Annotated in this window: 11 protein-coding genes; 6 read left to right on the top strand and 5 right to left on the bottom strand. The window is 70.2% G+C overall.

What is annotated here, in order from left to right; genetic code table 11:
- Positions 1 to 86: 86 nt before the first annotated feature.
- The 3 genes from ACZ3I4_RS26270 to ACZ3I4_RS26260 all read right to left on the bottom strand — a co-directional run bounded on the left by ACZ3I4_RS26270 (position 87) and on the right by ACZ3I4_RS26260 (position 4,048).
- Positions 87 to 1,025: a hypothetical protein gene (locus ACZ3I4_RS26270; protein ID WP_465384668.1), complete on the bottom strand. Its 939-nt coding sequence runs from the start codon at positions 1,023 to 1,025 to the stop codon at positions 87 to 89.
- 73 nt (positions 1,026 to 1,098) lie between these two features.
- Complete coding sequence (locus ACZ3I4_RS26265) at positions 1,099 to 2,148, bottom strand: amidohydrolase family protein (RefSeq protein ID WP_465384667.1); 1,050 nt, start codon at positions 2,146 to 2,148, stop codon at positions 1,099 to 1,101.
- Positions 2,149 to 2,152: 4 nt separating this feature from the next.
- A complete protein-coding gene (locus tag ACZ3I4_RS26260; protein ID WP_465384666.1) occupies positions 2,153 to 4,048 on the bottom strand; it encodes a DUF4832 domain-containing protein in 1,896 nt (631 codons plus the stop codon).
- Between the two features lie 143 nt (positions 4,049 to 4,191).
- On the opposite strand from ACZ3I4_RS26260, the gene ACZ3I4_RS26255 reads away from it, so the two are divergent.
- The 6 genes from ACZ3I4_RS26255 to ACZ3I4_RS26230 all read left to right on the top strand — a co-directional run bounded on the left by ACZ3I4_RS26255 (position 4,192) and on the right by ACZ3I4_RS26230 (position 10,116).
- The gene (locus ACZ3I4_RS26255; RefSeq protein WP_465384665.1) at positions 4,192 to 5,073 is read left to right on the top strand and encodes a carbohydrate ABC transporter permease; all 882 of its coding nucleotides are present in this window, start codon (positions 4,192 to 4,194) and stop codon (positions 5,071 to 5,073) included.
- 11 nt (positions 5,074 to 5,084) lie between these two features.
- Positions 5,085 to 5,696 carry a carbohydrate ABC transporter permease gene (locus ACZ3I4_RS26250; RefSeq protein WP_465384664.1) on the top strand — a complete coding sequence of 204 codons (612 nt, stop codon included), beginning with the start codon at positions 5,085 to 5,087 and terminating at the stop codon, positions 5,694 to 5,696.
- Between the two features lie 284 nt (positions 5,697 to 5,980).
- Positions 5,981 to 6,778 (top strand): ABC transporter substrate-binding protein, encoded by a 798-nt coding sequence (locus tag ACZ3I4_RS26245; RefSeq protein WP_465384663.1) that lies wholly within the window; start codon positions 5,981 to 5,983, stop codon positions 6,776 to 6,778.
- On the top strand, positions 6,670 to 7,332 hold the full coding sequence (locus tag ACZ3I4_RS26240) for an extracellular solute-binding protein (protein ID WP_465384746.1): 663 nt from the start codon (positions 6,670 to 6,672) through the stop codon (positions 7,330 to 7,332). The genes ACZ3I4_RS26245 and ACZ3I4_RS26240 overlap by 109 nt, the downstream gene beginning before the upstream one ends.
- A gap of 31 nt (positions 7,333 to 7,363) precedes the next feature.
- Entirely contained in the window at positions 7,364 to 8,860 is a 1,497-nt protein-coding gene (locus ACZ3I4_RS26235) for a glycoside hydrolase family 36 protein (protein WP_465384662.1), read from the top strand.
- A 98-nt stretch (positions 8,861 to 8,958) separates the two neighbouring features.
- The gene (locus ACZ3I4_RS26230) at positions 8,959 to 10,116 is read left to right on the top strand and encodes an ROK family protein (RefSeq protein WP_465384745.1); all 1,158 of its coding nucleotides are present in this window, start codon (positions 8,959 to 8,961) and stop codon (positions 10,114 to 10,116) included.
- Between the two features lie 6 nt (positions 10,117 to 10,122).
- Here ACZ3I4_RS26230 and ACZ3I4_RS26225 read toward each other — a convergent pair whose 3' ends face one another.
- Positions 10,123 to 10,860, bottom strand: coding sequence for a hypothetical protein (locus ACZ3I4_RS26225; RefSeq protein ID WP_465384661.1), 738 nt, complete (start codon positions 10,858 to 10,860; stop codon positions 10,123 to 10,125).
- Positions 10,861 to 11,042: 182 nt separating this feature from the next.
- Positions 11,043 to 11,624, bottom strand: coding sequence for a hypothetical protein (locus ACZ3I4_RS26220; protein WP_465384660.1), 582 nt, complete (start codon positions 11,622 to 11,624; stop codon positions 11,043 to 11,045).
- Positions 11,625 to 13,128 lie beyond the last annotated feature (1,504 nt).

Here is a 13,128-nt window from a genome sequence, read left to right as displayed (position 1 = left end):
GTTCACAGCATCGCCGCACTTGTCGATACCCGTCAATGCGTACGAGCAAATTCTTTTTACCTTTGCCCGTCCATGCATGAAAATTGTTACCGCGACTGAGTACCCGTTCGCCTGTGGAGCCACCACAGGCCCCAGGCGAGGGCGGCCGCACCGAGGGCGAGGTCGTAGCGGCCGCCCAGCCCGACCACGGCGTCCAGCATGAGGAAGAACGCGAGGATCCCGGTCACGACCCAGAGAGCACCTTGCCCGTACGCTCCACCGCCTCTCGCCCAGCGGTAGGCCGGCACGCCCGCGACCGCGATCGGCGCCAGCGCGACAGCCGTTCCGACTGGCCAGCCGATGCCGGTCGACGCCACGGCGTAGACGAGGACGAAGTGCGCGGCCGTGCCGGTGAAGGCGATCAGGCCGGCCGGCCGCGGCCGGGGCCGAACCGCCATCGGCCGCCGGGGAAAGCGGGGCGCCAGGAAGGCGCACCCGACGAGCGAAACGCACAGGGCCGCGGCCGCCAGCAACTGACCGGCCGGCACGCGCGCGAAGTCGGCGTAGGTCAACGGCAGGACGGCGGCCAGCGCCAGCCCGGCCAGGGTCAGACCACGACGCCCAGCCCACGGGCGCCGGCGCCAGGCCGGGAAGAGCCACTCGACGAGCAGCACCGACGAGCCGATGCTGACCGCGGTGTGGAAGGCGGTCAGGTGCGAGGCGAGGAGCAGGTTGGTGTGCCACACCTCGCTGTAGGAGCCGACACCCACGCTGTCCCAGTAACGAGCGTCGAACCAGAACCGGTCGACCAGCGCCTCCTCGTAGACGGCGTACGCTGCGCCCAGCAGGCACAGACCGGACAGACCGAGCCCGAAGCGGTACGCCACCTCCCGGCAGATCAGCGCGCCGCAGCCGTACAGGGCGACCATCAGGGGAAGCCGCCACGGCAGGATCAGATCGAGCGGTGGTGTCGCCGTCGACAGCGTCTCCCCCAGAAACGGCGCCAGCAGCAGGACAACCGGCGCCGGTCTTGCGATCCGTCTCATGACTGCAGCAGACCATCGCCGTCCGGTCGCGCATAAGCGTCTCAGGTCTATCCCCGACCGACCGAAGTCGGCGTCAGAGGCCGGGCAGCAGGCGGGTGGCGTTGGCGGCGTACACCTTGGTCAGCACGTCCGGCGGCAGGCCGATCGCCGAGATGTCCCAGCGGCCCTGTGGCGGCACCGGCTCGCCCGGGGCGTACGGGAAGCATTCGTCCTCGGTCTCCAGGAAACGCCAATAGGTCTCGTACGCCTCCCGCGTGGCCGGAAAGGCGTCGGAGCCGAACAGCACCCGGTCCGGGTGCGCGACGATCAACCGGCGGATGGCGCGCGGCTGCCGGCCCAGTTCGGCCAGCCGCCCGCCGAGGTCGATGTGGAAGTTGGCGTGCCGGCGCAGCATGCCGTCCACCCACGCCAGGTCCTCGGCGGCGCAGCCCGCGTGGGCGCCGATGAACACCGTGCCGGGCGCGCGGCCGACCACGGTGTCCAGGGCCCGCATCAGCCGGTCGAAGCTGGGATGCCCGGGCCCGCCGAACCACCAGTCCGGGTTCTGGGCCAGCTCCTCCAGCCGCTCGTTGCGCACGTCGAGCGGGGCGAAGAAGGCGAGCGGATCGGCGGTGTGGATGAGCACGGGCAGGCCCAGTTCGCCCGCGGCGGCGAACACGTCGGTCAGCCGGGGGTCGTCGGGCAGCACCCGCGCGCCGCCGGCGTCGGTGACCCCCAGTCCGAGGTCCTTCCACACCTTGACTCCCTGCGCGCCGGCGTCGCGGGCCCGGTGCAACGCGGCGATCAGCGCGCCGGTCGGATCGGGGCGGTGCAGCGCCGTCCAGTCGAGGTGACAGAAGGTCAGGAACCGGCCGGGGTACGCCCGGTCGTAGCGGGCGATGTTCGCGTCCAGCTCGGCGTCCCAGCGTCCGTCGAGGTTGACGATCGCCCGTACGCCGGCGGTGTCCATGAGATCGAGCAGCCCGGCGACGTCGGGGATGAGCCAGTCGCCGTCGCCGAGCCATCGCCCGAGGTGGTTGTGGACGTCGACGGCCGGTACCGCCGCACGGGCGACGCGGGTCCGCGGGAGCCGGACCGACGCGACCGGTCGATAGTCGCGCAGCGGCAGGTCGTCGAGGTTCATGTCGTCAGCTCACGGTGATGCGGTCGAAGTCGGGGGCCCAGCCGCCGGGGTTGGCGACGGTGATCGTGGTGGAGCCGGCGGGCAGGGTGAGCGTGACGGCGGTGGTGCCGACCGTGTCCCAGCTGCCGGTGGAGGCGAAGGTGACATTCTGCCCGTTGACGGTGGCCGTGCGGGTCTCGGCGGTCAGGTAGTGGAAGGTGACCGTCCGGGCGCCGCCGCCGGTCACGCCGGTGAAGGTGAGGGTGGCGCCATTGCCGACCCAGCCGACCTTCTGCCCGCCGGAGCAGGCCGCGCAGGCGGACACGGCGGCGCCGCCGGTGCGCGTCCCGGCCTCGGCTTCGTGACTGGCCGGGCCGCCGGAGCCGGTGCCGACGGTGACCGGCCCGAGCCCGAGCCAGCCGTCGGCCTGCTGGGTGGCGTTGGCGAAGCGCAGCCTCTTGGCGTTGGCGCTGACCGCCTCGATCGGGTTCTTGACCCGGAGCACCCACTGGTACGACCCGTTGGCCAGCCCGGACAGGTCAGCGGTGTGCTGGAAGTACTGCCGGTAGCCGAAGTCGCGGTAGCCGGCGCCGGCGTTCCAGTCCGGGAAGTTCCGGATCGTCAGCGGCTGCACCTTGCGCAGGTCCCACGAGGTGTCCCAGGTGCGTACGACCGTGCCGCTGGTGTTTTTCAGCCCGAGGGTGACCGTCCACGGGTAGGAGAAAGGGGCCACGCCGGTGTTGGCGATCCGCACGCCGACGTTGACGCTGCCGCTCGCGGTGTCGCGGTAGTACGCGTTGTCGACGGTCAGGTTGTAGCCCATCAGGCGCACGGCGGCGGCCACGTTGGCGTCGCCGGCCGGGTAGTTGCCGCTTTGCTCGTTGATCATCCAGGTCGCGTGGGCGAGCTCGATGCAGGCCTTGAGGTTGTCGACCGCGCCGGAGCCGTCGGGCCAGCTCTGGAAGGCCGTCGACTGGATCTCCGGGCGCAGCTCGCCGCCGATCGAGTTGGTGATCCACTTGTTCTCGGTGCCGGTGGCCAGGTTGCGCTGCAGGTGGGCGTAGGACGCGCCGCCCATCGACTGCGGCAGGGTGACCCCCTGCAGCGGTGAGCCCTCGCGGAAGCAGAACGAGTCGTCGTGGTAGCCGATGTCGCGGCTGCCGGCGGCGTTCCCGGCCGCGTCCGGGTTGCGGATCTCGAGCTTGGTCCGGCTGAAGGCGGCGTCGTAGGCGGCGATCAGCTGGGCGCCGTTGGCGTCGGTGGGCATGTAGTTCGGGCGCCCGTCGGCCGTGTCGGTGTCGTACGGCCAGGTGTGCCACTCCCCCCACAGCCCGACCAGTCCGAGGTGGACGAATCCGAGCCGGGGGTCACCGTCGTAGCGGGCGCCGAACGCGGCGATGAAGTTGCGCAGCGCGTTCATCGCGTACGGGCTGTCGTAGTCGGGGTGGGTGACGTTCCAGTAGGTGTCGGCCCGGGTCGCGACGTTGCCGGCGAAGCAGGGCGGGATGGCGTTGGCCGGGTGCGTGCCGGTGCCGCCGGGATAGGTCAGGTAGACGCGGATCGCGGCCTGATTGCCGCTGGCGGCGGTCTCGGCCAGCATGCTGTCGATGATCGACCAGTTGTAGATGCCGCAGTTCGACGCGCTGGTCATGATCTCCGAGAGGCCGAAGTATCCCCAGGTCAGCGAGTGCGGGTAGCCGACGTTCTGGTTGCTGCCGGGTGAGTAGAACTTGGCCCAGCCCTTGAGTGGGTTGTCCACCGGGCCGGGCGCCGCGGTCAGCGGGTGTGCGGTCAGCGCGGGGTCGGGGGCGGACGGCGCCGGCGGGCGGGGCGGGGGCCCGGCCGGGGCGGCCTGAACCGCGGCGCCGGGGATGAGGGCGAGCAGGGCGCCGAGGACGGCGGCGGCGGGGGATCTTCTCATTGTCGGTCTCCGAGGGGATCGTGTTGCCCGGGGATTACGAAGAGGTATTGACAAAGTATCGAAGGTCTACATCATTATTCGACATCGGGGCAGCTGGCAAGAGCCCCGGGCGATACGACGGCGAAGACGGAGCAGAGGCGAGGATGAGCTCGACGAAACGGCGCGACGACCGTCGCGCGGCGTGGTGGTTCCTGGCGCCGGTGCTGGCCGGGTTCGCCGTGTTCTACGGCTATCCGGCGATCCGCGGCGCCTGGTACTCGGTCACCGACTACTCCATGCTCAACGCCCCCGAGTTCGTGGGCGCGGACAACTACGACAAGCTCGTGCACGACAGCCAGTTCTGGCACTCCCTGCTGGTCACGGTCTGGTACGTCGTCCTCAACATCGGATCGCAGACCGTGCTGGCCCTGGTCGTGGCGGCGCTCATGCACCGGCTGACCCGCTCGGTCGTGCTGCGGGCGACGCTGCTGCTGCCCTGGCTGGTCCCGAACGTCACGGTCGGCCTGCTGTGGATGTGGCTGCTCGACACCAACCTCGGCTTCGTCAACCACCTGCTGACCTCGCTGGGCGTCGGTCCGGTCGGCTTCCTCACCGACGCGGCGCTGGCCATGCCGTCGATCGCCGCCATCAACACCTGGGCCTACACCGGCTACACCGCGCTGCTGCTCTACGCCGGGATGCTGCAGATACCGCAATACCTGTACGAGGGCGCCTCGATCGACGGCGCCGGCGAGTGGCGGATGTTCCGGTCCATCACCCTGCCGCTGCTGCGACCCGTCCTGGCGCTGGTTCTGGTCGTCTCGCTGATCGGCTCGTTCCAGATCTTCGACACCATCGCCGTGACCACCCAGGGCGACCCGGCCGGCGCCACCCGGGTCCTCTACTACTTCATCTATCAGCAGGCCTTCTCGTACTTCCAGATGGGCTACGCGTCGGCCGCCGCGGTCTTCCTGGCGCTGATCCTGGGCGTGCTGACCGCCATCCAGATGCGCCTTCTGCGGGCGTCCCGCTCGGACCTGGCGTGAGGACCGAACCGATGCGCAAATTACTCGGCTGGACCGTCATGGCCGTGATCGTCGTGGCCACCATCTTCCCGTTCTGGTGGATGATCCGTACGGCCCTCACCCCGGCCGGCGACCTGCTCAGCGACAACGCCGGCCTGCTGCCCCGCGACCCCACCCTGATCAACTTCGCCCGGGTGCTCGGCCTGACCAGCGAGGCCGAGGCCCGCGCGGCCGGTGGTTCCGGCGCCCACATCGACTTCGCCCGCTACATCCTCAACTCCGCCATCTACTGCGGGCTGATCGCGGTGTTCCAGACCCTGTTCTGCGCGATGGCCGGGTACGCCTTCGCCCGGTTGCGGTTCCCCGGCCGGGACCTGGTCTTCGCGATCCTCATCAGTGCCCTGATGGTTCCGCCGATCTTCACGCTGCTGCCCAACTTCGTCCTGGTCAAGGATCTGGGCCTGATCAACACGATGGCCGGCATGGTGGCGCCGAGCCTGCTGATGACCCCGTTCGCGGTCTTCTTCCTGCGCCAGTTCTTCCTGTCGCTGCCCCGCGACGTCGAGGAGGCCGCCATCCTCGACGGCAACGGCCCCTGGGGCATCTTCTGGCGGATCTCGCTGCCGATGAGCCGCGCCCGCTGATCACCATCGGCATCACCACCACCGTCTGGGCGTGGAAGGACTTCCTCTGGCCGCTGCTGGTCGGCCGGGGTGAGGACAACCGCCTGGTCACCGTCGCCCTCGGCGTCTTCCTCCAGCAGTCACCCAACACCCAGCCGGACTGGACCGGCCTGATGGCGGCCTCGACGTTGTCGGTCGTCCCCGTCGCGATCCTGCTGATCTTCGTCGGCAAGCGCCTTGTCCAGTCGCTCAACTTCACCGGCAGCAAATAACCGCTCCCCCGCAACCGAAGAGATGAGAGTCAGATGACCCGCAGAACCCGGGCCGCGGCCGCCCTCCTGTCGCTGGCCGTCCTCACCGGCCTGACCGCCTGCTCCTCCGGCGGCGACAGCGACAGCGGCGGCGACGCCGTCACCCTCGACTACTGGCTCTGGGACGACAACCAGAAGGCGTCCTACCAGGCCTGCGCCGACGCGTTCACCACGGCCAACCCGAACATCAAAATCCAGATCACCCAGTCGGCGTGGGACCAGTACTGGCAGAACCTGACCACCCAGCTCGCCTCGGGCGAAGCGCCGGACGTGTGGACCAACCAGGGCTCGTACTATCCGCAGTTCGTCTCCTCGGGCCAGATCCTCGACATCGAGCCCTACGTGAAGGCCGACAAGGTCGACCTCACCCAGTACCAGGCCGGGCTGGCCGACCTGTTCACCAAGGACGGCAAGCGGTACGGCCTGCCCAAGGACTGGGACACGATGGCCCTGGTCTACAACGTGGACCACCTGACCAAGCAGGGCATCAAGGCCGCCGACCTGGCCAATCTGAGCTGGAACCCCACCGACGGCGGCACGTTCGAGAAGCTCATCGCCCGGGCCACCGTGGACGCCAACGGCAAGAACGGGCTCGATCCGGCCTTCGACAAGACCAAGGTCAAGGTGTACGGGTATCTGCCCGAGTGGGCCGACGGCTCGCAGGGCAGAACGGCTGGGGCAACCTGGCCGTCAGCAACGGGTTCACCTATCTCGACAAGAACCCGTGGGGAACCCGGTACAAGTACGACGACCCGGCCCTGGCCGCGACCATCGACTGGTTCAAGGCGCTGATCGCCAAGGGCTACAGCCCGGCGCTCGACAAGAACTCGACGCTGAGCCGGGACACCCTGATGGGCGCGGGCAAGGGCGCCATCAGCTACGCCGGGTCCTGGACGATCAACACCTATCTCGGCGACTCGGCCAAGGCCAAGTTCGCGTTCGCCCCGGTGCCGGCCGGGCCGCAGGGCCGCAAGACCGCGATCAACGGGCTGTCCGACGCGATCTGGGCCGGCACCGAGCACAAGGACGAGGCCTGGAAGTGGGTCAAGTTCCTGGGCTCGCCCGACTGCCAGAACATCGTCGGCGGCAACGGCGTCGTCTTCCCGGCCATCAAGCAGGCCGGCGAGAAGGCCCTGGCCGCGCACCAGGCCAAGAAGCGGGACGTGCAGGTCTTCGTCGACGAGGCCCAGGCCGCGAACGGCACCTTCTTCCTGCCCATCACCGAGCACGGCAACGAGGTGAGCCAGACCGTGCAGGACGCCATCCAGTCGGCCGTGCTGGGCCGCAGCGACTCGGCAAGCGCGCTCAAGAAGGCCAACGACCAGGTCAACGCCCTCTTCAAGTAACCACCCGCCGCGCCTTGAACCAAGGAGAACCATGGCATTGCTCATTGAGCTCGCCGGCCGCACCTTCGCCCTTCAGCACGAGGGCTCCGGCCGCCCCGAGGCAGCCGACGGCGGCCTGATCCTGCCGCCGGGACGCGTCGCGCTGCTGCACGGACTGGGCGATGCCCTGTTCTATCGCCACGGGCAGAACTCCTGGAGCCCGTGCGGATGGCGCCGGCTATCCGGCCCGCCGCTGCGGATCGCCAACCCGCAGCGGCGGGTCACCGCCGACGACGACGTCTGGGACGATCCGGCCCGTCACCACTCCTCCGCGGTGGCCGCCCTCGACGCGGGCGACGGCAACGTGCTGCTGCTCGGCGCGCTCGGCCTGGGCTCACCGCGCCTGCAGGCCGACCGGGACACGCTGGCCGGCTGGTACGAGCACGGCGCGGCGCCCTGGTTCGCCGCCTACGGAGGAGAACAGGAGGTGTTCGCCGCCTACACCCGGCACCTGGCGCAGCGGTTCGGCCGCCGCGACCGCCGGGCCGGCAACGTCTGGTGCTCCTGGTACGCGTACTACGAGACCGTCAACGACCAGCAGCTGACCAAGGACCTGAAGGACCTGCGCGGGCTGCCGTTCGACGTGGCGCAGATCGACGACGGCTGGGAACAGATGGTCGGCGACTGGCATCCCAACGAGAAGTTCCCGTACGGGATGAAGGCCCTGGCCGACCGCATCGGCGACGCGGGCCTGATCGCCGGTCTGTGGCTGGCCCCGTTCATCGCCCTGCCCGGCTCGCGGTTCGCCCGGGAGCACCCCGAACTGCTGCTGCGCGACGAGCACGGCGCCCCGGTGATCGCCGGGCACAACTGGGGAACCGGCTACTACGCCCTCGACCTGTCACGCCCGGCCGCCCTCGAGCACATCCGCGAGCTCATCCACCGGGTCGTCCACGAGTGGGGCTTCCGCTATCTGAAGCTCGACTTCATCAACGCCGGGGCCGTGCCGGGGGTCCGGGCGGGCGGCGCCGAACGCGAGCAGACCTATCGTGACGCGCTCGGCGTCATCCGCGAGGCGGCCGGGGACGACGTCTATCTGCTCGGCAGCGGGGCCATCCTGCTGCCCTCGCTCGGCCTCCTGGACGGCCTGCGCAGCGGCCCGGACGTCGCGCCGATGTGGCAGAACTACGCCAGCGACGACCCGTCCGACGCGATGGCCCGCAACGCCGTGGTCAACACCCTGCACCGGCTGTGGCACCAGCCGCTGACCGAGGTCGACCCGGACGTCATCTATTTCCGCAGCCGCCTCAACCTGCTCACCGACCAGCAGCTCGGCTGGCTGCGCGACCTGGCCGACATCTGCCGGTTCCGGGCCGTGTCGGACCCGCCGAGCTGGCTGACCCCGACCGAACTGGACGACATGACCACCTATCTCGCGGCCCGGCCCGAGATCAAGCGGCTGGACCGCTATCGGTTCGCGGTCGACGGGCGGGAGGCCGACTTCACCCCGGTCATCTCGCCCGCCGCCCAGGCGTACCCGATCTCGTGAGCAAGCCGGGTCCTGGCTTGCCATGACCCGGCTATTTTGTAAAGCTCGAAGCATATTAGGCGGCCCGGCCGTGTAGCGAAGGAACCCACTTGACCGAGGTGACGACGACCGGCGCCGATCTGCCGCGCCTGCGCGAGCTCAACTCGCTGAGCATCGTGCGCGCGCTGCGCGACCATCCGCCCTCCACCGTCACCGAGCTGTCGCGGCGCACCGGTCTGTCGCGGCCCGCGGTCGACGTGATCGCGCAGGGGCTCGTCACCGACGGCTGGGCCAGCGTCCTCGAGCCGGGCGCCGGCAGCGCGGTCGGCCGGCCCGCCCGCCGCTATCAGTTCCGGGCCGGGGCCGGGCACGTGCTCGGCATCGATGTGGGTGTGCACAAGATACTGGCTCTGCTGGCCGACCTCGACGGCAACATCGTGCGCAGCGTCCGCCACTCGGTCGACGCCGAGGCCGGGCCGGTCGACCGCCTGGCCGAACTGGACGAGGTGGTCAACGCCTGCCTCACCGAGGCCGGCAAGACGCCGGCCGACATCTGGGCCGTCACCGTCGCGGTCACCGGCGCGGTCGACTCGGCCGGGCGGACCAGCTTCTTCACCCCGCTGCCGGGCTGGAAGAGCGTCGACCTGAGCGGGCACCTGGCCACCCGGTTCTCCTGCCCGATCGTCGTCGAGAACGACTGCAAGCTGGCCGCCCTGGGCGAGCGGTGGAAGGGGGCGGCCACCGACGCCGACGACATCGTCTATCTGCTGGCCGGCATGCGGATGGGAGCCGGTCTGATCATCGACGGCGTGCTGCGCCGCGGCTTCGGCGGAGCGGCCGGCGAGATCGGCGCCCTCAAGCAGGTCCGCTGGCTCAACGCCCCGGGGCACCTGCAGAACTGTCCCGGCGTCCCCGGCACGGTCAGCCCCGACGACGCCGCGGCCTGGGTGTTCAACGCCGCCCGCGACGGGCACCGGGCCGCCCGCGCCGCGGTCGGCCGTTACGTCAAGGATCTGGCCGTCGGCGCGGCCGCGCTCGTGCTCACCCTCGACCCGCAGGTCGTCGTCTTCGGCGGCGGCTTCTCCCGCTCCGCCGACCTCGTCCTGGAGCCGCTGCGCCGCGAGCTGGAGCGGCTGTGCCTGCGGACACCGGAGGTGCGCGCCTCGACGCTGGGGGCCGACTCGGTCGCGCTGGGCGCGCTGAAGCTCTCGCTCAACGAGGTGGACCAGCGCCTGTTCGGCGGCGGCCTGTCCGCGCCGGTGGCACCGCGCCGCTGAGCCCGGTCAGACCGGCCCGCCGGGCAGCTGCAACTCCACCCCGGGAACGTCGACGGGCTGCGGCCGGTCGGCCCACAGCGCGCGCAGCTGACCCTGCAGGAAGGACATGAGCCGGCGACGGTAATCGGCGTCGAAGACCTCCAGCGTCTCGATCTGTTCCTGCAACGCCTTCCGCTTGACCGCCAGCCCGCCGACCGCGTCCTCGTACCGCCGCTGCGCCTGCTGCTCCAGCTGTTCGGCGGCCGCGTTGCCGCCGGCGACGATGCGCTCCGCCTCGGCGCGGGCATCGGCCAGCAATTGCTCGGCCTGGCGCCGGATGTCGGCGGCCTGGCTGTGCGCCTCCCGGTGGGTCAGCTCGGCGGTGGACCGGGCCGCGGTCAGCAGCTTGTCCGCCTCGGCCCGCACCTGCTCGGCGTATTCGCGGGCCTGCCGGCGGCAGTGCTCGGCGTTCTTCTCCGCTTCCGCCTGGACCGCTCGCGCGTTCTCGTTGGCCGCGGCGACATATTCCTCCGCCGTCCGCTGGGCCAGGGTCAGCACCTGAAGCGCCTCGCCGGGCCGGGCCGCCGGGGCCGGGGCTTGCGGAGCCGGAGCCGGGACCGGTGGCGCGGGAGATTGCGTGTCCTCCGAGGGCGACGACGAGGGCACCGCGGCCGGCGGGATGACGGGGTAGACCGCGGTTGCGCTGTCGACGGAGGCACGGCCGAGCAACAGCCGGACGCGCCCGGTGATCGGGTTGTCGTTCACGGATGTCTCCGTCGCTCTCATAGGGACCGGTGCCGCTGGGGAAAGGCGTTTACCCAGCGGCACCGGAGGTAGATCAAGGCGTTGTCAGCCTCAGGATCCGTTGTTGATGTCGTGGTCCCTCTGCCGATCATGTGACCCATGAGATGCCGGCAGAGGAACCCCGACGGTCAGGCTGCCCCGATTCAGCGGGGGCCCGGGCCGTGCTGGCCGGGACGCGGGCCGTGGCCGACGATGGGGCCGTGGCCGTGACCGTGACCCGGGCGGACGATCGGGCCGTGGCCGTGGCCGGGACGGCCGATCGGGCCGTGGTTACCCGGACGGAACCACGGACGCGGGTGACCGGGACGGAAGTGACCCCGGTTGCCCGGACGGACCTGGCCGAACCAGCCCGGACGGAACTGGGCCGGGAAGCCCCGCACGACGGTGAACGGACGGTTGAAGCCGAACCGGCCCCAGTCCTCGTCGTCCGCGACCTCGAGGGCCCAGGTGCCCCGGCGGACGCCGAGCTGCACCCGGTCACAGTCGTGGTCGTCCCAGGCGCCGCGGCGCTCGCCGAACTGGCCGGCCATCTCACAGGCCCGCAGCGTCCGGTAGAAACCGACAACCTGGGTGCCGTCGCGCCACTGAGTGACCTGGCTGCCCGTGGTCTTGCTCTCCGCCGCGGCACCGGCGGTGGTGGTCGCCTGCGCCGGCGCGGTTCCGACGGCCAGTGCGGCGAGGACGCCGAACCCTCCCATGGTGAGGGCGCGGGTGAGCTTGTTCATCGCATTTCCTTTCGTACCGTTTTGCGCGGTGGCTTACGGAATGGAAAACGGCATATCGCCCACGTCGGACGTCGAACGCGCGGATACCGTCGAGCGGCGGAATGACGGGCCGCCAATGGCCGTTCGGCGGACCCCGCTCGAAGGTTCCGCGGCTCCGGTCCGAGCCGGAAATAGATGACCGCCCCGGGGCGGATCCATTCGTTTCGAGATGATCGTGGTCTTGAGCAGCCATTCCATGCGGAATGCCGGGCCGGCCCTTCAACCGGCGCGATCCAGCAACGGCCGGACCCACCGGGAGCGCGGTGCAGCGAGCCCCGTCCAGGTAGGCGCGACGTACGCCGACCGGGCCAGTTTCGGCTGACCCCCGTCCGCCGCGCCGCGCGGCCTGCCGGAAGTCCGGACCGGCGGCGCGGCGCCGCCGGCCGAGCTCCCCGCGCGCTAAATCGGGTCAGAGGCCGACCTCCGGCGGCGCGATCGAGCCCTGCGGCGCGGGCCGTCCGACCGCGGGCACCCGTTAGGGGTCGCACGATCTGGCGATCGGGGGAGAACTTCCGGACGCCCGGGACGCCGGGCCGGCCACGCCGGGCGGACGGAACACCGAGAGGTCCCTGGCCGCCGGGCGACCGTTTTCGTCGCCCCTCCCTCGAAATGATTGCCGAGGGGGGTCCGCGCCCTATTGCCCTGCGGCGGCTCCCCTGTTAGCAGGTGGTTGCATCACGGCAACAGTCCGTGCAAGTTCAGTCAGACCTTTCTGGCAAAATCATCGGCAGGCCGAATGCCGGAGAGTCCTTCCGGCCGACTCTTTGTGCGTCAGCCTTGATCATTCATGTTGGCTTGCGGCGGCGAACGGAACGTTATCCACGATGACACCTGCAATGGATGTACATGGCCGCCTGCTCGAAACCGGCGCCGGAGGAACACGCCCGGCCGCCATATCGCGAAACCGGTTCGAAATTTCTCGACCGGCGGTCGCGAGAAAGCCGGTCCCGGGCCTGAAGATCTCCGGCCGCGAAACAGACAGAGCCACCGTGGACTGAGTTTCGGCGGAACCGGGCGAATGCAGGTTTGGCCATCCGGCCCGCGGTTACCAGTTCGACCCCCGACTCGGGCGGCCGGACCGCGATCTTCGTTGACAGAGCAAGGAAACGACCTGATGGGAACGAACACCATGACCCTGCCCGCGAGGTGGCGAGCGGCCTACAAGGCAGCCCTGGAACTCCTCGAGAGCGATCAGCCGTACAACGATCCCCAGGACGCCCGAGCCCGAGCCCGTGTGCAACGCCTGCGAACGGACACGCGCCGATGGATCCGGGAGCAGAAAATGCTCGCGGCGGCCGGCCACCTTTCCCCGGTGCAGACTCTGTTCATCGCTCATATCCCCGACAACTGGCGGGAGATCGACCTGAGGCGCCGGAGCCTTCGTCAATGAGCAAGGGCCGGCGTCCGCAACCCGGGTGGGACCCCCGCCGCCCGCCCCGGCCGCAGCGGCCGGGCACCAAAAAAA

Source organism: Actinoplanes sp. NPDC021490, assembly GCF_055562135.1.
This window is presented reverse-complemented; position numbering and strand designations above follow the sequence as displayed.